The sequence below is a fragment of the Aeribacillus sp. FSL K6-3256 genome (assembly GCF_037965805.1).
Classification (GTDB): domain Bacteria; phylum Bacillota; class Bacilli; order Bacillales; family Aeribacillaceae; genus Aeribacillus; species Aeribacillus composti.
This window is the reverse complement of record NZ_CP150188.1, coordinates 1,991,616-2,014,876: the sequence shown is the minus strand read 5'-3', so window position 1 is coordinate 2,014,876 and position 23,261 is coordinate 1,991,616. Positions and strand designations below refer to the sequence as shown.

Annotated in this window: 15 protein-coding genes, 3 pseudogenes and 1 CRISPR repeat array (1 of these 19 only partly in view); of the genes and pseudogenes, 16 read left to right on the top strand and 2 right to left on the bottom strand. The window is 34.1% G+C overall.

Annotation, left to right across the window (positions count from 1 at the left end; all coding sequences use genetic code 11):
• The first annotated feature begins 1,462 nt into the window (after positions 1-1,462).
• The 15 genes and pseudogenes from NSQ84_RS09605 to NSQ84_RS09535 all read left to right on the top strand — a co-directional run bounded on the left by NSQ84_RS09605 (position 1,463) and on the right by NSQ84_RS09535 (position 19,341).
• Positions 1,463-2,621, top strand: a pseudogene (locus NSQ84_RS09605) (IS3 family transposase).
• A gap of 330 nt (positions 2,622-2,951) precedes the next feature.
• Complete coding sequence (locus NSQ84_RS09600) at positions 2,952-4,853, top strand: Dam family site-specific DNA-(adenine-N6)-methyltransferase (protein WP_066247503.1); 1,902 nt, start codon at positions 2,952-2,954, stop codon at positions 4,851-4,853.
• A gap of 102 nt (positions 4,854-4,955) precedes the next feature.
• Complete coding sequence (locus NSQ84_RS09595; protein WP_066247505.1) at positions 4,956-6,725, top strand: AlwI family type II restriction endonuclease; 1,770 nt, start codon at positions 4,956-4,958, stop codon at positions 6,723-6,725.
• Positions 6,726-7,207: 482 nt separating this feature from the next.
• Entirely contained in the window at positions 7,208-8,893 is a 1,686-nt protein-coding gene (locus NSQ84_RS09590; RefSeq protein WP_066247506.1) for an AIPR family protein, read from the top strand.
• Between the two features lie 227 nt (positions 8,894-9,120).
• Positions 9,121-9,453 carry a nucleotide pyrophosphohydrolase gene (locus NSQ84_RS09585; RefSeq protein WP_044894221.1) on the top strand — a complete coding sequence of 111 codons (333 nt, stop codon included), beginning with the start codon at positions 9,121-9,123 and terminating at the stop codon, positions 9,451-9,453.
• A gap of 260 nt (positions 9,454-9,713) precedes the next feature.
• Complete coding sequence (locus tag NSQ84_RS09580) at positions 9,714-10,076, top strand: helix-turn-helix transcriptional regulator (RefSeq protein WP_066247507.1); 363 nt, start codon at positions 9,714-9,716, stop codon at positions 10,074-10,076.
• A gap of 17 nt (positions 10,077-10,093) precedes the next feature.
• Positions 10,094-10,885 carry a hypothetical protein gene (locus NSQ84_RS09575; RefSeq protein WP_066247508.1) on the top strand — a complete coding sequence of 264 codons (792 nt, stop codon included), beginning with the start codon at positions 10,094-10,096 and terminating at the stop codon, positions 10,883-10,885.
• A 48-nt stretch (positions 10,886-10,933) separates the two neighbouring features.
• Complete coding sequence (locus NSQ84_RS09570) at positions 10,934-11,725, top strand: hypothetical protein (RefSeq protein WP_327874068.1); 792 nt, start codon at positions 10,934-10,936, stop codon at positions 11,723-11,725.
• Between the two features lie 293 nt (positions 11,726-12,018).
• Complete coding sequence (locus tag NSQ84_RS09565; protein ID WP_327874070.1) at positions 12,019-12,366, top strand: Rpn family recombination-promoting nuclease/putative transposase; 348 nt, start codon at positions 12,019-12,021, stop codon at positions 12,364-12,366.
• 41 nt (positions 12,367-12,407) lie between these two features.
• Entirely contained in the window at positions 12,408-12,632 is a 225-nt protein-coding gene (locus tag NSQ84_RS09560; RefSeq protein ID WP_339211854.1) for a hypothetical protein, read from the top strand.
• The gene (locus NSQ84_RS09555) at positions 12,578-12,850 is read left to right on the top strand and encodes a hypothetical protein (protein ID WP_327874074.1); all 273 of its coding nucleotides are present in this window, start codon (positions 12,578-12,580) and stop codon (positions 12,848-12,850) included. Before NSQ84_RS09560 ends, NSQ84_RS09555 begins: the two co-directional genes overlap by 55 nt.
• 420 nt (positions 12,851-13,270) lie before the next feature.
• Positions 13,271-13,512 (top strand): annotated as a pseudogene (locus NSQ84_RS09550) (hypothetical protein); the annotation flags it as partial.
• 386 nt (positions 13,513-13,898) lie between these two features.
• Positions 13,899-15,770 (top strand): AAA family ATPase, encoded by a 1,872-nt coding sequence (locus NSQ84_RS09545; RefSeq protein ID WP_339211852.1) that lies wholly within the window; start codon positions 13,899-13,901, stop codon positions 15,768-15,770.
• A gap of 5 nt (positions 15,771-15,775) precedes the next feature.
• Positions 15,776-18,655: a nuclease domain-containing protein gene (locus NSQ84_RS09540; RefSeq protein WP_339211850.1), complete on the top strand. Its 2,880-nt coding sequence runs from the start codon at positions 15,776-15,778 to the stop codon at positions 18,653-18,655.
• Between the two features lie 533 nt (positions 18,656-19,188).
• A complete protein-coding gene (locus NSQ84_RS09535) occupies positions 19,189-19,341 on the top strand; it encodes a hypothetical protein (protein WP_339211848.1) in 153 nt (50 codons plus the stop codon).
• A 23-nt stretch (positions 19,342-19,364) separates the two neighbouring features.
• On the opposite strand, the gene istB is transcribed toward NSQ84_RS09535, so the two are convergent.
• Together istB and istA are read right to left on the bottom strand one after the other, a co-directional pair.
• Positions 19,365-20,102, bottom strand: coding sequence for an IS21-like element helper ATPase IstB (gene istB / locus NSQ84_RS09530; RefSeq protein ID WP_327848832.1), 738 nt, complete (start codon positions 20,100-20,102; stop codon positions 19,365-19,367).
• Between the two features lie 2 nt (positions 20,103-20,104).
• Positions 20,105-21,604, bottom strand: a complete 1,500-nt coding sequence (gene istA / locus NSQ84_RS09525; RefSeq protein WP_327848831.1) for an IS21 family transposase — start codon at positions 21,602-21,604, stop codon at positions 20,105-20,107.
• 142 nt (positions 21,605-21,746) lie between these two features.
• Between istA and NSQ84_RS09520 the strand changes: the two are divergent.
• Positions 21,747-22,082: pseudogene (locus tag NSQ84_RS09520) on the top strand (PTS sugar transporter subunit IIA); the annotation flags it as partial.
• Between the two features lie 743 nt (positions 22,083-22,825).
• Positions 22,826-23,261: a CRISPR direct-repeat array (repeat unit 16 nt; unit sequence GTTTTTATCTTAACTA); it runs 311 nt beyond the window's last position.

The following is a 23,261-nucleotide window of genomic DNA, read 5'->3' as shown; positions in this document are numbered from 1 at the left end:
AATAAATCGTTAGGTGTTGATAAATTAATTTCAGAATATTATAATAATTATGTATGTATTAATATTGACATTAGGTTTTTATTGTAAGGAGTGCATAGGTTATTTATGAAGATTATGAAGTTTGCGAAACAACCATAGCACTTCTACATAAATTAACCCCCCATGTAAAATATCAAACGAAAATTTTAGATTTGGAAGGGGAATTTTATTCCTCCAAATATATTAAAACTATTTGAGGAAGCTTGTTTAAACAATGGTTCCACTTATGAAGGAAGGCGCCAAGCAGTTATCCATTTTACTAATTACACCCAAAGAATCCCCATTCTGATTAATCAATTTGAGAAAATTATTGCTTTTCCCACACACTCTATACTCCTCAGAACAAACTCAGTTCATATGGATCTTTTTGTAAATTTTGGAAATTTAACTAATTTAACAAAACACAGTCGCTTATTAATTTTAAAAACTATAAACAGTTGAAATTAAATATTTCGTTTCAAACACTTCATGAACAGTATAAGAAGTCAGCTAATTGCATTATTCTTTTTTGTTACCCAACACAATTTTCTTTTTGGCTTAATCCAAAAAGAGGAAAAACGAATTTGTTAATTAATATTTCATCAAATGTATTTCTAAATTTAAAAAAAACAACTTAGTCATAGACGGAGGAACATGTTGTTTCCTTTTAGGGGACTGAATAATTCAGTCTCCTAATAAGATGCATGACCTTTCCTCCTACTGATAAAAAAGCAAAATCTGAGAATACGAATACCCTAAGTATCTGTACACAAAATTCTTGACGGTACCAATCATAATGAGGTTATTAATATCGGGTTTTGAAGGATAGAGAGTCTGTTATTAAAGGAGAAAGAAACGGAATAAATAAAGAAAATTCTTTTGAGCAGACTTTTACATAAGTGGTTGGAAAAAATATTGAACCGTTTGTGTTAACAAAACGAGAAAAACGTGAGAGGCTTTAGAAAGCCCAAACTTCTGCAAATACAAGAAAAAAATTGATGACCTATTAAATGTGTTCAATAAAAGTAGCTGAGGAGCTATCATGTTAGAATACATTGAACACTTGATTATATAAGCCCAGTGGAGTAAAGAGAAACACCTCAAAAAATTGTCTAGTTTAGTGTTGACATACCATATCATATGATACTAGTTTCATAGCTTTCCAAAAGGAAAAGATGGGAAGCTCTTATTTTTTGAATCAATTTTGAACTGTAATGTTTAGTTAATTCCATTTTGAAAAATACAACATAATTCATATTATAGTCTCTTGCATAATAAAAGGAGGTAGTATGTTACTGTATAAGAAATTCCGAAGTATAATATTCGTTCAGCGCTAAACACAATTGTTAAAAGCGAATTTGTTTAGATATTAGTCTAAAAAGTGGACACAGAGAACAGAGAGATTAAAATAAACTTAATTACAATCGATTCGAGGTGTCCAATCATGAAAAAGAGAACATTTGATCAAGAATACAAGATTCAAGCTGTTGAATTATGCTTTGAGGGGGACAAGCCCATCGCCCAATTGGCGAAAGAATTAGGTTTGGCTTACAACACTCTTCACCGTTGGGTTAAAGAATATAAAGAAAGTTACGGAACGAGTTTTGTGGGTTCAGGACATATCAAGCCACAAAATCAAGAAATCATCGATTTACGCCGTCGCAATCAAGAGTTGGAGGAGGAATTAGCGATCCTAAAAAAGGCATTAGGCATCTTCACCAGAAACCAGAAGTAATTTACGCCTTCATTTTTCAACACCGAAATGATCTTGTTGTGAAGATGTGTAAAAGTGCTCGGTATTTCCAAAAGTAGGTACTATGCATGGCTGAAACGCCCAAAAAGCAACCAAAAAGAGAAAAAGAACAACTGACCCAACAGATTCGAAATGAGTATCTCAAGTTACGGAAAATTTACGGCAGTCCAAAAATTACGTAAGAACTACGCAAACAAGGGATTGGTGTGTCCCAAAAGACGGTCGCACGTACATGAGTAAAGAAGGATTGAGATCGATTACGGTGCATAAATATAAGGCAACGAATAATAATCACCCTTACAACGTGTATGCGAATCTGTTGGAACAAAACTTCCAAGTAACAGCTCCGAATGGAAATATGGATGGCAGATATTACGTATATTCCTACTGATGAAGGCTGGCTGTATTTAGCGAGTATTATGGATTTATATATTCGTAAGATTGTAGGTTGGTATATCGATATACGGATGACGAAAGAATTAGTCATCAAAGCATTACAACGGGCTCTAAACAACGAAAACCAACGGAACGAGTGATTCATCATTCGGATCGTGGAAGTCAATATGCTTCGAATGACTATCAGCAACTTTTATAGGAACATCATTTTCAAGTGAGCATGTTGAGACGTGGAAACTGTTACGACAACGCTTGTATGGAGGCATTTCATAGCTCATCAAGAAAGAGTGCATTTATCTGAATCGATTCCGGACCCGAAAAGAAGCGAAACAAACCATTTTTGAGTATATCGAATGCTTCTCCAACCGCAAAAGAAGTCATTCCGCCCTTGGCTATGTCGCCATGTGAATTTGAAGATGCATATTATTCTAACCAGAGAAAAGTAGCTGCATAAATTCAGCTTTTTCTCTCTGTTTAACGTGTCCATTTTCTTGACATAACACCAGTTTTGCATAAAAATAATAAAAATTAAAAAAATGAGGCAATTTAATCTTAGTAAATGGAATTTTTGTTATAATGATTGTATCCCTATTGGGAGGTTATTTTTCGAAAGGTTTAATGAAAATTTAAAATAGATTTTAATTAGCGTAATATTAAATTCCAAAATAGCAATACATATTATATCGAAATAATATTTTAAAATTAGTTTTAGTTAATATGTAAGGTTTATTTATAAATTTTATAAATTTATTAAGCAAAATAAATAACTATTCAGGTGATAAAAATGAAGCAAATACATCATAATGAGATAATAGATAATAATATAAAAGTTAAACCAGTATTAAAATGGGCAGGTGGAAAACAACAGTTACTTGATGTTCTAATTCCTCAAGTTCCTAAGAATTTCAATCGTTACATTGAGCCTTTTTTGGGAGGAGGAGCTTTGTTTTTTGCCTTGAAACCCAAAAACGCGATAATTGCGGATCTAAATCCAGAATTAATTAATCTTTATAAAATAATAGCGAGTAATGTAGAAGAACTAATATCAATTTTAAAAGAAATGAAAAATGATGAAAAATACTATTACGAAATAAGAGAGCTAGACCCAACAACTCTTTCAAATGTCGAACAAGCAGCACGAACAATCTACTTAAATCGTACTTGCTATAATGGGCTCTATCGAGTAAACCGTCAAGGGAAATTTAACACCCCTTTTGGTCACTATAAAAACCCAACTATTTGCGATGAACAAAATTTAAAAGCAGCAAGTATTGTCCTTCAAGGAGTAGAAATTATCCATGGGGACTATAAAAAAGTATTAAAAGAATATGCTCAACCAGGTGACTTTATTTATTTAGATCCTCCATATTTGCCTATTTCAACCTATTCTGATTTTAAAAGATATACAAAAGAACAGTTTTATGAGGAAGATCATATTGAATTGGCAGAAGAGGTACATCGTTTACATGAGCTAGGGTGTTATGTATTACTAACAAATTCTAACCATCCGTTGGTCCATGAACTATATGGCAAATATTCCATTAGCGTCCATAAAACTAGACGAAATATAAACAGTAAAGGTTCTAAACGTACTGGTGAAGATGTCTTAATTAAGGTTGAACCAAAAAAGCGTATCTATTTGGTACCCAGACCTATAGAATTACCTCAACAAATGGAAAAATTTCCTTCAACCCGTTTTATGGGTAGCAAGCAAAATCTTATTGAACATATATGGGGAGTAGCTTCGCAATTTGAATTTAATAGTGTGTTAGATTTATTTAGTGGTACCGGAGTCGTTTCTTATATGTTTAAAACCCAAAATAAACAGGTTTTTAGCAATGATTATATGGCTTTTTGCGCAAATTTTGCAAAAGCATTGGTTGAAAATAGTGAAATTACTTTAAATGATAAAGATTTGCAAATACTATTTGATCCTGAAACTCCAAAGGATTATTTTGTTTCAAATACTTTTAAAGAATTATATTTTTCTGATGAAGATAATAATTTTATTGATTTAATTAGATCTAACCTATCAAGATTAAAAAACAAATATAAAAAAGCAATTGCAATTTCTGCTTTAGCTAGAGCATGCTTAAAGAAGCGACCAAGAGGCATTTTTACTTATACTGGTTTTCGTTATGACGATGGACGTCGGGATTTAATTCTTTCCTTAAAAGATCAGTTTATAGAAGCAGTTCAGACCATTAATCAAGCTATTTTCGATAATGGAAAAGATAATAAGGCAAGACATGGAGACGCAATGAATTGTCGAAAAGAGGCAGATTTGGTTTATATTGACCCTCCTTATTATAGCCCTCTTTCGGATAATGAATATGTGCGAAGATACCATTTTGTTGAAGGGCTAGCTTGTGATTGGAAAGGGGTTGAAATGCAATGGCATACAAAAACAAAAAAATTTAAAAGCTATCCAACTCCATTTAGTTCTCAAAAAGGGGCATATGAAGCTTTTGATATTTTATTCCGGAAGCATAAAAATAGTATTCTCATAGTTTCATATTCCTCTAATTCATTACCGACAAAAGATGAAATGCTATCTTTGATATCAAAATACAAAGAAAATGTAGATGTAGTTGCAATAGATTATCGATATTCTTTCGGTAATCATGGGCATAAAGTGAAAGATAATAACAATCTTGTTAAAGAGTACCTATTTGTAGGTTATTAAATGCCAGAGACATCCTGGCATTTTATTTTTATTTGATCCAATTCTTTATAAATTTGTAATATTATTATGTAAAAGGTTTTTAAATAAATAGAGGTGATGGGAATGAAAAAACCTTGGGTTATTGGAAATACAACAATCAGAAATCCTGCGCGGTTAAAAGAAGGGTTAAAAGCTTTCTATGAATCTCCTTTATATGGCCGATTAATTGTTCATGAGCGTGAAGAGCAATTAGCAAGAGTATTAGCTGATGCAGGAGTTATTGATGCGGGAGGAAGTAGTCTTCCTGAATATGGACGAAAATGGCGTTCAGCTTTTACCCAATTAGGTTTAATCACACACAAATTTAAACGAAATATTAGGGAGGGAGAAGTTGATCCAAAGATCAACGAAGTCATTTACCATAAAACTCCAAATGAAAGATCAATTAATTTGAGTGGACTCCCATATGAAATTACTCCTAGTGGATTAAGATTAATTAAAGCGGAAACAATAAGAGAACAGCAGGAATGTATGTTAAGAACAATTTTAGCATATCAAATCCCTTCTCCTATAGAAAATAGATGGGATCAAGAAGATAGTTTCAGTCCTTTAAAATTTTGTCTTGATGTAGTGAAAAAACTTACTGAAATGGAAAACCCTAAAGGATTATCTATTCCAGAAATGGCAATAGTACAAAGTTATACACAACATGATAAGTTTGAAGATGCAGTACGAGAAATTCAAAAATACCGATCAAAACGAAATGCAATGAATGGTTTAATGGCCAAACGTAAAGTTGACTCTGAGCTATATAATCAAAAAGGAAAAGAGGCAGGAATACGAGCACAAAGTATAAAGGACTATGCAGATACAAATTTCAGATATTTAAGATTTACTGGATTATTTTCACTTAAAGGAAAAAGGATCGTTCTGAATGAAGATAAGCTTCCTTTAATAGAATCAATATTGTCTGGTTTTTCTCCATTAATTGACAAAAATAATGAAAATGAATATTTGATTCGACTTTGGAAAGGTTCTGAACTCCCCACTGATGATGAAATTGGTGCGAGAAATGAAATTAAACATTATGTTAAACTAATAAAACAATTCGGAATAAATGAAAAAAATCTTCCTGAAATACCGGAACATTCAAATGCTACTGAATTAACTCATATTCGTATAAAACTTGAAGAAATGTATAAGGAACTAAGGGAACAACAATATGCTGAAAAACAAAAAGAAGAAATTAAAGAAATTATTGCATATCTTAAGTTATTAGATAAACAAAATATTGGCGAAGAGTTTGAAATAAACATACGTAATGACGAGAAACCTGCATATTTAGAGTGGGCAGTTTGGCGTGCATTTTTGGGAATAAATCATTTAGTGAATAAACCGTATGAAGCTAGAAGATTTGAAATAGATGATGATTTTCTACCCGTGGGTTTTGCTCCTCCTAATGGGCCTGATATGATATTTGAATTCGATGATTATGTATTAGTTGTAGAAGTGACTTTAACTAGTTCCTCTCGTCAAGAAGCAGCAGAAGGTGAACCTGTTAGAAGGCATGTAGCAAAAGAAAAAGAGAGAATTAAACAAAAAACAGGAAAACCAGTTTATGGACTTTTTCTAGCCAGATCAATTGATAACAATACTGCTGAAACATTTAGAATTGGAGTATGGTATAACGGAGATGAACCAGACTTTCTTAACATTATTCCTATTACATTAACAGATTTTATAAATATTATGGAGTATTTTTCAATTCAAAAGTTTAATCCAGAAGATTTAAGAAGATTTTTAGATACTTGTCTTATTCCAAGAAATGCTCATGCACCTGTATGGAAACAAGAAATTAGTAAATCAATTAAGCATTTTATAAAAAAAATTTAATAGTAGACCTATGTTATATACTTGGATAAAATATAAATCTCCTTAAAAGTTAGATACTCTCTATGAAGAAAAAAACTTTGTCTTAAAAAACAATTGTTTAATATTTTTTTTAAAAAAGTACGAATTAACCATTTGACGAGGACTGTTTGAACAGTAGTGACTTTCTTATTTCAACTAAGGAAAAGTTAAATTTTTTGAATCATAAAAGATATTATTCAATCAATTGCAAGCACAATAAAATATATTATAAACAGTTTTATGAAGCTGTTCCCATGTTCAATCAAATGAGTATGTACATATATATGTAATTAACATTTAAAATTCATATGTAACTTTTGAATTATTTTGTATCCCCTAGAACATTGTTGTTAACTGGGGGTTGACAATAGTTTTATAGAAATTATTATTACCAACAATTCTATCTTTTGTGCAAAATTATTGTTGATGTTTCATAATTTTCAATAGAAACGGAGTGTAGAAAAATGAGTATGTTTCATATGGGGGTTATAAGAAACTTTCTCACTGAGAAATTTACCAATTTAATAGATCTTTCAGATTATGACGGGAAATCCGAAGAAGACAGGGAAAATGCTTTTTTGACCAGGTCACTTGCTGCATTTTCACTTATGATGTTATGCGAAATAAGTCCTGTTGAAGCTGGAAAATGTGTTACTGATGGTTATAATGATAATGGGATCGATGCTTTATATTATCATAAAAAAGAAAAAGTTCTATATCTAATTCAATCGAAATGGAAAAATGATGGAAATGGAAGTGTTGAAAGAGGGGATATTCAAAAATTTTTCCAAGGAATCCGTGATCTTACTATCCCGAAATTTGAAAAATTTAATGAAAAAGTACTGCAACGTAAAGATGAAATTGAGATGGCATTAAGAAATGCGAATACCAAATTTATGGTTTTACTTACATATACAGGTCAAGCAGACTTAAGTTCCCATGTTAATGATGATATTAATTCTTTTCTTGATGAACTAAATGATTCGTCCGAATTTGTTACTTTTAAAGCTTTAAAACAAAGTAATATTTATAATATGATTGCAAAAGGTGCTCAAGGTGAACCTATAAATGTAGATGTTGCTTTGTCTAATTGGGGATATACTTCTGAACCATTTAAAGCATATTATGGCCAAGTAGCTGCAAGTGATATTGCTTTATGGTGGGAAGAATATTATCCTAGGTTATTTGCACAAAACATTCGTATGTTTTTAGGTGATACAGATGTCAACAATAACATAATCAAGACTTTAAAAGAAGAGCCTGAAAAATTTTGGTATTACAACAATGGAATTACTGCTTTATGCTCTACTATAAAGAAAAAGCCAATTGGTGGAAATACCCGTGACTATGGATTATTTGAAATTGAAGATTTAAAGATTGTTAATGGTGCTCAAACTGCTGGAGCAATTGCGCTAGCAGCAAGAAATTTCCCTGAAAAAGTGGCATTAGCTCGTGTACCAATAAGGTTTATTCAATTAAAAGATAGTCCAGAAAATTTTGAAAGGGAAGTTACTAGAAATACTAATACCCAAAACAGAATTGAAAAAAGAGATTTTGTAGCACTAGACCCTGAACAAGAACGTATTAAGGAAGAACTTAATCTACATGGAATTACATATATTTATAAATCAGGTGATACTATAACAAATAATCAAGATAGCTTCGACATTGTTGAAGCGACTATTGCAAGAGCTTGTAACCAGATAGAAGTTGATCTATCTGTACAAGCTAAACGTGAGATTGGTAAACTGTGGGAGGATATTGAAAGAGCACCATATAAAATACTTTTTAACTCAAGCGTTAATAGCTTAGAACTTTGGAAACAAGTTCAAATATTAAGAGTGGTAGATGAGATGCTATCCCAAAAAGAAAAAGAACTTAATGGTAGAGAACGCTTATACACTATACATGGTAATAGATTTATTGCACAATTAGTTTTTATGAAGACAGGAGAAATCCAGAAAGCACATACAAAAAAATTAACACAAGAAGAAAAAGAATTAATCAAAAGGTATACTGTGGAAATTTTATTAAACCTTATTTCTTTAGCAGAAAGTGAATATCCAGACTCTATGTTAGCGAGCTTGTTTAAAAATTTAACAAAATGCAAAAATTTACATACTAAATATTTGTCCATTGCGAATTTATAGCAATTTTATATTTATTGGTTTTAGAAAGGTATCCATTTATTCTGAAGCTAGTTTTACAATTTTTATAGTGAACGATTACTGATGATGAGAACCCCTATTGCTTTAAGCCTCAATGAGGCAGGGATGAGTTTTTTAATTTAAAAATTGGAATAAAATAGCTTCCAATAGCATTTTTTTGCTATAATTTATGTAAAATTTGTAAGCGATCTAGTTTGGTGGTGAGCTTTTTGAAAGACTTGCAGCAAAAAATAATCGCATTTCGAGATGCTCGTAATTGGAGACAGTTTCATACTCCAAAAGATTTAGCGATTTCCCTAACGTTAGAGGCGGGGGAATTGCTGGAAAATTTCCAATGGAAAACAAGCGAAGAAGCAGTTCAAGCTAATTTTGAAAATATTAAGGATGAACTAGCTGATGTTGTTATTTACGCACTTTTATTGTCACATGAATTAGGCATTGATTTAGAAGAAGCAATCATCAATAAAATGGAGAAAAATGAAAAAAAGTATCCGATTGAAAAAGCGTTTGGTTCAAAGAAAAAATATGATGAGCTGAAGTAGTACACTGGTCAAATGCCTGTCTCCTCGAAGTTTAATGACAGAAGCTGTATTGGCTTCTGTTTTTGTTTTTATGACATGTTTTGAAGTGGTTTTTACCAAAATTAGTTAAGGTGAACATAAACGTCCTTTATTTTAAAGTAGCATTGATTTTTTTACAAATTGTAAAATTTATTTTTGCAAAAAAGATATTTAGGGTATAATTATTAACAGCAAGTATATTTTGAAACAAGTTGATACTGCGGCACAAGGAGGGAGGAAAAATGAACTTCTTTCAACATCGTAAGAAAATTGGCGAGAATATTGCCACTTTTATTAGGTTAAAAGGATTTTCAAAATCATCTTTTTCTAAGTTAACAAACATTTCTCGTCCAACATTAAATTTAATTCTTGCCGGGGAAATTTCAAGCCCAGTTACATTTGAAACCCATCTAAAAAAAATTACGGCAGCTTTCAATTTGCCTGAGGATTACTTTCTGCATCCTCCTGTGATCATTCCTGAATCATGGCAGAGACCGGCTATGCAATATTCTGATCGTTTACAGGAAGAAAACAGGCCGGAACATATTCAAAAGATTTTAAACGATCTTGATGACTTATTAGATATTGCCGCCATCTATCTATAAACGAAAGGCATGGGAAAATGATGCGAATTACTAGTGAAAATCTGGATCAGACGGTCAAGCTGAACAAAGAAATCAAAGAGGAAATTGAACGACTTATTACGGTTGTGGAGACAAGATATAAAAAAATCCGCATCCTTTCACCTGAAAAGCAGGCCCTGCAAATACTAAAAGAACACTATCTTATTCAAGTTCCTATACCTGACGAAAATTGGGGTGGCGCCATCCGGGAATTGCCTAATGGTAAGAAAGTGTTTGTCATTAACACGGCACAACCGAGGGTGTATCAGTATTTTATCTGTTGGCATGAAATCTACCACTTAATCAAAGGGATTGAAGAAAGTTCGTCCCACATAATTTCAACAGAATTTGATCTTTCTGAGAGAAAAGCAGATTATTTTGCCAGCCAAATGCTTTTAGGTCATGATGTCTATGAGTATTTTTATCAGGTGGGCCATCACTTGCCATTTGTTGAGCGAATTATGCACTGCATCGATACCTTCAAAACACCCTACAAAGCCATCCTCATCCAACTATATGAATCAGCAGGAGAATATAAAAACGAAGAACTGCGCCAGCAAATAAAAAAGAACTTTGATATTAGAATCAGCCAGCAAGAATTCGAGAAGATGTTCCGCAAGTTGGCCCTAGATGTATCATTGGTTCAGCCGAGCAATATTATCGACTTAGGAGCATTAGAAACAAAAATCAAAGAAAAGCGCGCAGAACATGAAGAAGTCGAAATGTATAAGGAACATGAAGAGTTTCTCAACCAATTTCGCCGGACATTAGAGGAATTGAATCATGTATGAGATGGTAGTTTTAAAGAGTTAAACAGTTTTATTACAAAAGGGCATGATTTGCGGATTTGTATACTTGACAATAATAATGTACATTTTTGCACCCAACACGAAAAATATTTTCCAGTTGACAAAATCTATGGATATTACGACCTTATTTTAGTTCCAGGCTGGGTGTATGCTAAAGTGAACATCGGCGTCAATATATTTTCTTCTATCCCTCAACAGTTGCTTTATTTGGATGAAGAAACGGATTACCTCCCTTTGGTAGATTATCATGACTTGAAACTCATGAAAGTGTTTGCCAATGCTTCTTCTCCCGGATCGAAGCCGCATCGATATTCAAAAAAACAGATTCAAGAAGCGGAATCAGGCAGAGTAGATATTGATGATGAATGGATTGGGAATTATTATGAAAACGGCTTTGACAGCAAGGAAGAAGGGAAGATAAAGAAAAACGCTGGAGAAACTTCTATTCTTGCATTGGCTTTCTTGCTTGTTCACCATTATGGAAATAAAATTAAACAAATTTCCATTAGCACAAGTGATTTTGCGGTTGTGGAAATAAAGAAAAAAATTATGGATTATTCATCTAAACATAACTTGTTAAACGTGCCCACTATCAATCCAATCAGCTTTTTAAGTACAGATGTCCTTTTGGCGAGAGCTTTTCGGATGGGAATGATTGGAGAAACAGAACTTATTTATCTGCGAAAAAGTACGCATCGAAAAAGAGTCATCTGCATCGTTAGAAATAATGATAGTACCGTTGTTCCGGTCGATACCGTGATGGAGACGGAAGATTTTTTACAGCTGTTAAAAGGCAATGAATCTTACGATATTATTTTTTAGGCTCAGTACTTGTCACGATTCGAATATGGTTGCATTAGACTGGCGAAACTCAGTGAAGAAGAGTTGGAAGATGTCTCATCACCGTCCATATGGTTGCGAAAAAGCTCCCAGTCATCCTAACCATAAGCAAAGTACCTCCAGCTTAAGGCTGGGGTTTTTATTTTTGGCTATTCTTAAAAGATTGTTGGATGATGTATAAAATTTTGTGTAAGCAAATCACTAGATAAAAAGAAAAGAGGTAGGGTATTCTCTGAGTTGGCTAACACATTCCAGAGAAAGTATGGCTCTTTATTTTGCTAAAAACGGGACGTGATCGCATCGTCGATGTCCAGTACGAAAACACGGAACTTCCGAAAGAGACGGAAGATGGCAAGATGAGCCGGTTGGATGTACTTGTGTTTACGGACCTTGGCGAGCGGATCAATTTTGAAATTCAGGTTGTGCACCAGCATGATATGCCTGAGCGCGTGTTGTATTATTGGGCCCGACTGTTTTCGTCCTCTCTTTCCAAAGGCCAAGAATATAGTGAACTGCCTCCGACCATTATGCTCACGAACCTCAATTACCCACTTTTCCCACACGAAACCGACCGTTTCCATACTGTATTCCACATCCGGGAAGACGAAGAACATTTCCTTTAGAGTGCGCACCTTGAATTCCATGCGATTGATTTGTCACAGTTATGGTAAAATGGGAGAAATACAGGAGAGAACTGAAACGATCCTCGGAATGGCCGTGGTTAATGATGTTGTCGGCGGTTGATGTGCGGAAAAGAGAGGTTGATGAAAGGATTTTAAACGAACTGGAGGTGTTGGCGATGAATGAGCAGGAAATCCGCGAAGCGCTGGAGGAATGGGAAAAACTAAGCGTCGGTCCGGAAATCGCTATGCGTATGAAATGCGGTTAAAATGGCTGCGCGACCAGCTTTCCAACATCCGCGGCGAACGGCGGGCGGGGTTGGAAGAAGGGCTGAAACAAGGACTAAAGCAAGGATTGGAACAAGGAATGAAGCAAAAAGAACGTGAGCTTATTCGTAAAATGATGGCAAAAGGAATGAGTATAACGGAAATTGCACATATGCTCGATCTGGCAGAAGAAGAAATCCATAAAATCTTGAAAGATTAACTGTGCCTTCTCGAAACAACAGAAATAGAACAGGAAGGCGCACTCCGCCCAGAAGAATCCGCTAAAATCGACTTCCCCCGCAAACACTTCGAAGCCATCGGCACCAACATCGAATTTACTGGACTGGAGAAAGACATCAATCAATTTCTGCTGCGGGCAATAAGCCGATAATAAATCAATAAATACAGAAGTTGTTATTGCTTATGTCTTTTTTGTTTTTATGACCTGATTTGACAAATTTTTTATAAAAATAATTTAAGATAAAAGAAAAGGTCTTTTCACCCAGAGAAACATACCAATTTCATTTCGATGTTAAAAACAATTGTTTATATCAAGTACTATTATCTACATTATCCTACAATCTGAGTAGGCTGAGATTAACAAAAACTAAAAATTATCGAGTCGAGTAGGAGAGGAATCGTAAAAGTATACGTCAAACTGCCAAGCTGGTTCAAAATCGACATCCCAATCGGTTCGTACAACCCAGACTGGGCCCCTCCATCGACAACGACGGCGAAGAAAGACTATACTTCGTTCTCGAAACAAAAAATTGAAGAATTTTTACATCCAGAAGAACAAGAAAAAATCGAATTTGCCTGCAAACATTTTTAGCAACCGGTACAAATATCGCTTTGATCGGGCCAGAGAGTGACATGGATTAATTTATGTTACGGGTGTTAAGGCGATAGATAGTATTATGTTACTTACAACAGAAGCCGTTTGTGCTTCTGTTTTTTGTTTTTGTGACATGATTCGACAAGATTTTTTATAAAATTTATGTATAGTAAAGGATGTTTAAGGTTATATGAACGACAAACAACTGATAAAGCAGGTGTTCGTGTTGACATAAAAGAGATGAATAAATAATGGTTTTGGCAAACATAATTATCAAGCTTTTCAAAGAGTATGGTTCAATAAAAATTAGTGACTACAAAATTTGTTTACGGATGGATTATTCAGAAATGATTCTATGATGAGCAATAATGCATTGATACATGAAAACGTTATCATTGAAAAATATTATTTTTAATAAAAGGAGTAGATAATCTTGATAACAGAAGCAAAAACTTTAAAGAGTGTTTCTGAATATGTAAACTTAAGCGTCCAAGACAAATTTACATATGTATGTGAAGCGATAGGTTTAAAAACAAATTATTTAATAGGAAAAATTCTCACGCCTCGTGAAGGAGCTAATTATTTTCTTGTAGGAGACTTAATAAATCCTTATACGGGTCTGCCAATTGGACAAATATTGAGTAATGCAGAACGGACGGAGAGTGCGATTTGTTATGGAGCTGCACTTGAAGCCAAAGGGCTAGAACCGGATGATTTGGTATTATTTCAGTTCCAAACACCTCAATACAATCTTCAGAAAGTGGAAAAAGGAGAGATTTTAAATGTAATTAAAGAGAGTATCGTAAAGTTAGAGGATTGTAGTGAATTATTTAGCAAATTAGGTATTACAATTGAAGATTTAAAGGTGTTAGGACTAATAGAGGTTGATAATAACGATAAATTTTCTATTTTTCCAGTAACTGAGTTAAGCAAGTTGTATAAAGATTTAATTGAGACAAAAGCTGAGGAGTATCTAAAAGAGATCGAAGACAAACTTAACCTCCTAAAAAATAAAGAAGAAAGGGTTAAAAAACTAGAAGAACAATTATCAAAGATTCAACAAGAAGTAGAAGAAAAAAGTAAAAAACTTAAGTTGCTTGGTTTTAATGTCTTTCGTGGATATGAAGAAAAAAGCGCTTCATCGAAAAATATTAATTCGTTGGAAAAACCAGAAGTTGAAAAAGAATTAGTACAACTTATTCAGCAGCAAATTGCTTTGCGAGGATTAAACTATGAGAAAGATACGATTCGTCGTTTTTATTGCGCTTTAAAAACAAATCAATTTGTTATTTTAAGTGGTCCATCAGGAACGGGAAAGACGAGTCTGGTGTCTGCGTTTGCTGAAGTAGTTTCTGCAAAAGCTAAAATTATTCCGGTGCAACCAAGTTGGACAGATAAACAAGATTTGCTCGGTTTTTACAATCCAATAAGAAAGCAATATGTGCCTTCTGTATTTTTGGATACATTAGTAGAGGCTAAACATAATTCCAATACTTTATATTTAATTTGTTTAGATGAGTTGAATTTAGCGCAAATTGAATATTACTTAGCAGATATATTGAGCATACGTGAGCAGAAGAATGAACAAATTGAGATATACAGCAAGTATGAGTATGAACAAAATAGGGAGGAGGTTGAATGGTATGTACAAAAAGTGTTTCCGCATGCTGATAAGGAAAATTTAGAAACTTGGATTGAAAAAGAATTAGAAGTTAATAATATTGAGCAATATTCTTATGTACAACGATATCATAATTTACAGCGATATCGATGGGCATTTTCAATTCCTGAAAATGTGCGTTTAATCGGGACCATGAACGTTGATGGTACAGTACGGCCTTTGAGTCCGAAAGTGATCGATCGCAGTTTTGTTATTCAAATAGAACGGCAAGAAGAGAATGTTAAACAAGCGCAGAAAGAAGGTGTGTTTAATTTACCTGCTTCTCATTTTTCGCTTGATTTAAGTCAAAAAGTTTCTGATAAAGGGAAGAAAGAAATGAAAAGATTTGAAGAAGTTCTTACCCAATTAAATGCTAATTACAATAACAGGGTAGAGAAACATATCGATTTATATACGTTAGCTACAACTTCATTTGGATTAACAGGTAAAAAACTAGCTGATGAGCTAATAACGATGAAAATTTTACCACGTATTCACTTTTTGTTAGACAGTAGTGAAACAAGTCACGAACAATTTGTGAAACTTCTTAAAGACATTTTAGAAGAATCAAGTTTAAGTTATAAAAAGGGTTTAAATATGTTGGTGAGTTCTAAAAAAACTAGAATTTTCTCTTACTGGAGTTGATCATTATGGCGATGAGGTTACAGCCATACATGATTTATGTTCTTTATAATCATGATGCTCCATTATTTACAGATAAAACTCTGCCAATAATGGAAGTACAGTTAGGAGAAAAAGTAAACTATGATTATGAAAGAAATTATTGGTATACATTTAACTATTTTCGAGGGTATGTAATTGACGCCGATGGGAAAGTAACAAAAAAGATATTTCAAGTTGGGATAACTCTTGAAGGAGAAGAAGCAGAAGGGATAGATGTTTATTTTGAATCTACGGATGGTAAAAATAAAAGGAAGTTATATTATGACAAAGAGAGTAAAGTCTGGTTTGAATTAAGCCGTTTTAGTAGACAAAAGAACAAGAGAGGAGAGTATTGTTATGACAAAGATGGCTGGATAGCTGGAATCGTACATGCGGGAAACATCAAGATTGTAGTTGAAAGAGATGGGAAAGTTGAACTAGAAGAAAGATTAGCATTTCTCCCTTCAGGTATTCCTATAGAAGATTATGAAATTATGGTCAGTGATTTATTTCGTATAAGAGAAGATCTTGTGCGAAAAAATAAAATGAACGTATCTGTTAATATCAAAAGTATGCGTACTCCTGAGCGATTACAAAAAATTGTAAAGGAACTTGAAGTACCAATTGGAGCCATTAGTGCAAGCCCAGCAGGAGAGCTTTCGTTCCGCTGGGAAAAGCGTAAAGGTAGCGATGGTGGAAAAATTCATCTACGAACAGAGTTGGAAAGAGAATTAAATCCGGGTAAGAACAAATATCGGACATTTGTTACTTACGAAAATAAAGCAATCTATGAAAATAAAATCATTAAACAAGAATTACAACGGTTAAAGGAATATTGTCGTTTTTATAAATCGACATCGCTATTAGCGAGAGCCGATCAAAATCAAAAATTGAACGAATTAAGGTCGATTTACGAGAAAAGTAGCAGTAATGTAAAACGGTTAATGATGGCTAGCGGTTCTTTGGGAGAGTTTAAACTTAATGATTATCAAAATACTATCGAGCAAATGAAAAAGGAAATAGATGAATTGGTGAATGAACGTCAACAATTGAAAGAAAACCAGATTAGTCGACTAAAACAGCTTCAGTCAATTGTTGACAATCATGTACAAACTATTCCGGTTGCCATTGTTTGTTCTGTTCATTCGGGAAAATATCCTAAAGATTATATTTTAAATCAAAATCAATTGATAACAATCTTTAGTTCAGGATGGGATTTTGAAAGAAATCGAGCACATTTAGAAATTAGAGGATATAAGTATATTTGGAGAAATAAACACTTTTTTCCTAACATCAATCCCTACTCTTGTAAAATTGAAAATAAGTCTAATTCTTTAAGGGATCATTGGAAAATATGGAAAGCACTTCATTATGCTATTCAGGAACTTGAGGATGGTCTGAAATCTCAAGTTCAAGTAGAAATTCGAGGGTGGGCTAAAATCCCAAGACCTCCAACATTGATTGAGCAAGACATATTTGGACAGGAAAGACCAAATTCATATAGGCGTGATTATGTATTTGAACTTACATCGGTTTTTACCGTGTTAGTAAACGGTCAAGAAATACAATCTCCTAATGATGAAGAAGTAATTTATTCTAAGTTAGCCGACTTTTTGCTTGAACATAGTGATCAGGCAGAGCGTCTTGAAAATCAATGTATGGAAAAACAATTAGATTTAAATACTTTAGAAGGTATGAAGAAAATAACAAATGAAAGATTGTTGTTGAATGAACAATCTCAGATTTATGAGGAAATAGAGCTAAAAATAGAAGAATGGCTCGATTTACCCTTCTTCCGTTCTATAGAAATAAATACACCTGAACCATTAGTACCGACGCAGCTATTTTTGCATGATCCTTATTATCAATCTGTATGGCGGTTACTGCAAGCATTAGAGGAAGAAATAGGTATATCCCTTGTTCCAGAGAAGGTAAGTCGGAGTCTAGGGGTAAAAAAAGTAGAACAATTATTTGAAACTTGGTGCTTATTTAAAATACTTCATATACTTACCGAAGAAATGGGATGGGCAATTAAAGATTATAATAATGTCATCGATTGTATTGATCATTTTTTAGGTGCAGGTAACAAGGGAGAATTAACTGGTTTTAAAACGCAACTTCACTTTGAGTCTTGGACAATTGAATTTTTTTATGAACCAAAAATCTACGTCTTAAAAGAGAATATAATTAATTCTTCAAATTCAAATAATAGACAGTATAAAACACCAGACTACGTATTCTGTATTTATAAAAATAATAACTTAATAGGAAATGTCTATTTAGATGCCAAGCATAAAAACTTTAGTGATCAAGGGGAAGATGAACTAAAAAAAGAATTAATAAAAACAGCGATTAATAAATACGGGAAAATGCTTCCAACCGAATGGGATGGAAAAACTTTAGCTTCTTTTTTAATACATTCCGATGTTTTTTTTGGAATGTCTAAAGAGGTATTAGGAGAAAACTATTATGCTTATTACAATCGAAATCTTTTTCCGAATATGTTGCAAAATGCGGATAGTGATGAAGTACATAAATACGGAGCGATTTATTTACTTCCCTCTGCTACACATGCTTTTAAAAACTGGTTCCGTATGTTAATGGAATTTCGAATTGGTGTATATAATATTTGCTGGTCGTGTGGATGTTCGAACCAAGTGAAAGTAGAAGAAAGGTTCACGAAAAGTGGTTATCCGAAGTATTATTTGACTTGTGGAAAATGTGGTGAGTTTTGGGTGAAAGTACACTGTCATAATGGTCATAAAATTATTAAACATCCAAATAATTATCATCGTCAAATAGATCGCCATTACTCTTGGTATACGGTATGTCCAACATGCGGTGATGGGTTTGAGAAAGAAGAATGACTGATTAATTTCAACCAGTTCCTTATAATGTTCTGTTCTAAATGATTTTTATTAGTGCAATAGAACTTTACGTGGAAGGTTCATAAAGCTTTGAATTTACCAACCTTTCAATTTTGAGTAAGAGGTGTTACCATTGTCACACATGTTTATAACGGTAATTATACCGAACGATCCACATAATATTGAATCTAATTTAATTGATCAATTACATCTTTTTAAAGATATTATTGATTGGTTTTCGAATAGGCGGAAGGTATGATGGATTAATCAAAGGGAAAAGACTGTACTCTGATGATGGTTTTAATTTTGGTAAGCATCATGAATTGTTAGAAAACAATATGGCCACCACAGAAGAAGTACTGTTTAAAAAGATTATTCTAAATTCTGTTATTGTTCAACAGAATTTCAAGAGAAAGTGAAAATATTCAAAGCAATTCGAATATCCAATAATAAAAAAATACATGACAAAGCCTAAACCTATCCCAGCCCCCAATATTTCATATAACTATAAAAAAATAAGAGGTGAATTTGACATGAAAAAAGAAATTTTAACAACTAATAATATCGTTCTTAACCAAAAAGCAAAAGATAAAATTGACGCAATTAAAATGGCAGGGAAAATCCTAGTTGATAACGGTGTTTTTTGCAAGCAAAAAGTGCAGAGTATTGCAGCGAAAAATACATAGGCTTGCAGCTTTATTTTTTTACATTAATTACCATTCAATTTCACAGAAGAAAGAGCATTTTTCAGCCGGTAACTTTCACCTGTGAATGCGATGATATGGGCATGGTGTACCAAGCGATCCACTAAAGCGGAAGTTAAGCGGTTATCTCCAAACACTCGATTCCATTGGCCAAACTCTAAATTCGATGTGACAATCACACTTTTATGTTCATAACAGTCGGCTATGATATGAAACAATAATTCCGATCCTTGTTTTTGGAAAGGAACATATCCCAGTTCGTCTAGTATAAGTAAATCGCACTTATCGATTTGACGTTTTACTCGTTGTAAAGTACCTTCTTTTAACGCCTCCTCTAATTGTCCTACCAAATCTGCGACACGAAAGAAACGAACCTCAAACCCTTTTTCGCAGGCTTTTAATCCAAGAGCTGTCGCTAAATGGGTTTTGCCTGTTCCTGGTGAGCCAAGAAGCAATAAATTTTGTTTCCCATGTAAGAAACGAAGGTCACAAATCTCTTCTTTTGTCGTGGTAGCTGGCAGATGCAACTGGTCGTTCCATTCATAATCTTTCAACCATTTCAGTTCTCTAAATTTGGCTTTTTTTATTAGTCTCGATACCTTGGCAGCTTGTCTTGATGAGACTTCGGCCAGTAATACATCACATAAAAACTGTTCTTTATTCTCAAAGACAATGTCTTCATACTGATCAGCTATATAAGCAAGGTGCAGGGTTTTACAGACTTCTTTCAGATCACGAGCGATCATCAGTTATCCCTCCCTTCTAAGGTCGGACATAGCCTCTGATCATACATGCTTAAATCCGTTTCATAATCTAGTAATACAGAAGGGGTATGGGGTTCTGACAATTTTTCCGGATAAGTTGCTTTCTGAGCTTCCAATAAGGAACCCAATTCGTGCGGCTCTTTTTCAATACGTTGCTCCATTTCCAAACATTTATGGATGTCTTGTAAGGCATGAACCTCCAGCAGTTTTTTTAAGCCTGCCACCCGTTTCTTAATCTCATCAGGTTTTATCGTAAGATAAGTTTGTACTCTTTCGGGCAGGTATTTAAAGAAACGAGAATACTTAACAGCACGTGGCTTTTTCTCCCAGTCGGCCAAGATGTTGTCCCATGGTATAGGCCTTGTGGTCATCATATAGGGACGTGAGTCTTGATAGATCATTTCACCGTCATTCGAAAAGCAAGTGAATTTGTCCCATTCCTTTTTAATAACTAGTGTCTGTTTGATCCTCGCTTTATGAATAAGGAATTTTTCTCTATCGACTAGAATCTCGCCATATTTATTTACAGTAGCCGAGTCGATTGAAAAGATTGGAAGATCACTGATTGGCAAAGCTTTTAATTGCTTCTGATCCTCAGCCCACAATTCTTCTATCGGAACTCCTTTTTCGTAGTGAGGGCGTTTTCGATCGGTTACCATTTTCTCTTCTAGCCAGTGGGCCAGTTGTGAAAAATCCTCCATTACTGGGGCTGTTACAAAAAAGTTATTTCTTGTATAGCCTACCTTTTTCTCTACATTCCCTTTTTCATGTCCACTACCGGGATTGCATGGTTGTACTTCAAATCCATAATAGGACTGGAAGCGTAAGAAAGAGTCCGTATAGCTTCTCTTGTCTCCCTTGCCTACCGTTACAACCGCTGCCGACAGGTTATCAATTCGTAAATATGTCGGGACACCCCCAGCCTGGTGAAATAACTGTTTCAAGCCCTCTAGAAAACACTCCGAGTTTTCTGCCGGCAGGGGATAAGAAAAGGCGGCATTACTATATGGAAAACTGAGAATAAGAGTTTTGATGTCTTTATATGCGCCGTCTTTTACAGCCGTCATATTTCCAAAATCCACTTGGGCTTCGCCCGGAGGGTGCTCCAGACGTTCGTATCTTGTGGTTTTTTCTTCTTTTATTTGTGGTCTGCGATGCTGAATGTACTCACAAACGGTTCGATAAGAACCTTTAAACCCGTGCTCTTCTTTAAGTTGTTCAAACATCTTCTTGTTTGTTCGTCTTTCTTTTTTCTTAAGCTTCATGTCCTCCTCAAGCCAACAATCTACGATTTCTCCGTACTCTTCCTCGTACATCATTCCCCTTCGACGGAAGGGAAGAGATTCTACTGGTACTTCACCGTCAGCGTATTTTTTTGCTGTTCTCCAATTTTTACCTGTCTTTTTAGCGATCTCAGAGATTGACATATCTTCGACTTCTCTTAAATGTTTGATATAATTAACTTCAGGCATTGCTAGCATCCTTTCTTATCCTCCTACTGTTAAGTTCTGCTCAATCTCAACAGTAGAGGTTATTGGGTGAGCTGGCAAGCCTTTTTTTATGCAGCTATTCTGCACAAATTTCTTGCAAAACTATGTACTTTTATTTTGCAATAAACATAACGGTTATGTAGAAGAAGAGTACATTAGTAAAATGCTAGAAAGAGAAGAATTGAGCTCTACATATATGGGCAACTATGTTGCGGTTCCGCATGGAACGGAAGAAGCAAAAACATCTGTAAAATCTTCAGGAATTTGCGTGATACAGCTCCCCGAGGGAGTTGATTTTGGAAATGGAAATATCGTTCATATTTTGATAGGTATTACAGCAGTAGACAATGAACATTTGGATATTTTATCTAAAATCGCTATTTATTGTTCGGAAGAAGAAAACGTTCTTAAAATGGTTAAAGCTACTTCTAAGGAAGAGATCCTTTCCTTCTTTGAAGCGATAAATTAGAGTTTTTCACCCAATGTGATCGTCAAAGTCATTCAAACACTGAGATTCATCGTTTATATCAGGGTACCAATTAGTTGTTTATTTTTGTGATTCATTACCATATTTTGAGATTCAGTCAAAAAAAGTAGAAAACACTTACGAAGTCCTGGTAAAATGTTAGCTATTATACAAAACATTACAGGAGGTTCGTAAGTGTTTTCAGTGCCGAACATTTTAGGTTACTAAACAAGAGATTTATGAAATTATTTCATTAATGTTAAAAATGTCTGTTATGAAGAACGGTGGACCTATTGCGGGTTTATGACCTCTTATGTTCGCGATTCTCGAACAAGAAAAGCAAGTAAAAGATCTTATGGTATTAAATAAATTTTTGTATTAATTCGGATACTCAAGCAGCAAAAAGTCTCCTATTAAAATAGTCTTTTTCTAAATTTATTTTTAATCAAGGATCTTCGATTTTTAACAACGCCTCTTCCGGATTCCTGTCTTGTATTGGAACAAAAAGTCTTGCAACAATCTTTGATCAATTAAACTACTAAGATCATTTACATCTTCTTCAAAAAATAATGGAAATTTGTCGTCGACCTCCAATCGTGCAAAAATCCTAGGGGATCGACGACTCTTTCAAATCTTCGTTGAACCTTGACAAATCAAAGGATTGATTAAATGTAACACCTTCGCTAAAATGAAAATAACCAATAAACCATTTAAAACCAAATACTTATCTAACAACAATTTGTGGGGTTTTTATCTTAACTACGAGGAATTGAAACTCCAAAACGATCTTGGCCATTTTTATCACCTTTAGCGTTTTTATCTTAACTACGAGGAATTGAAACTCTCGTTGTAATAGACGAGGCGGGGAACTATTTTCCGCGTTTTTATCTTAACTACGAGGAATTGAAACAATTCCGCTTCACCCGTAACCACTGGTGGGGCAAGTTCCGTTTTTATCTTAACTACGAGGAATTGAAACAGGAGTGTCAGAACACGCAGCGCAGGAACGCTTTTTGTTTTTATCTTAACTACGAGGAATTGAAACCATGAATGCGCGGTACGGATCGATCGCGAATGTCCGTTTTTATCTTAACTACGAGGAATTGAAACTGTATGACGCCGTAGCGACTGTCCCAGCCGAAATAAAGTTTTTATCTTAACTACGAGGAATTGAAACTGCCA

Bases quoted from the DNA above. Each gene is read 5' to 3' on its own strand.
- NSQ84_RS09535 (WP_339211848.1), top strand. From the start codon at position 19,189: ATGAAAAAAGAAATTTTAACAACTAATAATATCGTTCTTAACCAAAAA.
- NSQ84_RS09595 (WP_066247505.1), top strand. From the start codon at position 4,956: ATGAAAAAACCTTGGGTTATTGGAAATACAACAATCAGAAATCCTGCG.
- NSQ84_RS09540 (WP_339211850.1), top strand. From the start codon at position 15,776: ATGGCGATGAGGTTACAGCCATACATGATTTATGTTCTTTATAATCAT.
- NSQ84_RS09600 (WP_066247503.1), top strand. From the start codon at position 2,952: ATGAAGCAAATACATCATAATGAGATAATAGATAATAATATAAAAGTT.
- NSQ84_RS09575 (WP_066247508.1), top strand. From the start codon at position 10,094: ATGATGCGAATTACTAGTGAAAATCTGGATCAGACGGTCAAGCTGAAC.
- istA (WP_327848831.1), bottom strand. From the start codon at position 21,604: ATGCTAGCAATGCCTGAAGTTAATTATATCAAACATTTAAGAGAAGTC.
- NSQ84_RS09560 (WP_339211854.1), top strand. From the start codon at position 12,408: ATGGTAAAATGGGAGAAATACAGGAGAGAACTGAAACGATCCTCGGAA.
- NSQ84_RS09555 (WP_327874074.1), top strand. From the start codon at position 12,578: ATGGGAAAAACTAAGCGTCGGTCCGGAAATCGCTATGCGTATGAAATG.
- NSQ84_RS09580 (WP_066247507.1), top strand. From the start codon at position 9,714: ATGAACTTCTTTCAACATCGTAAGAAAATTGGCGAGAATATTGCCACT.
- NSQ84_RS09590 (WP_066247506.1), top strand. From the start codon at position 7,208: ATGAGTATGTTTCATATGGGGGTTATAAGAAACTTTCTCACTGAGAAA.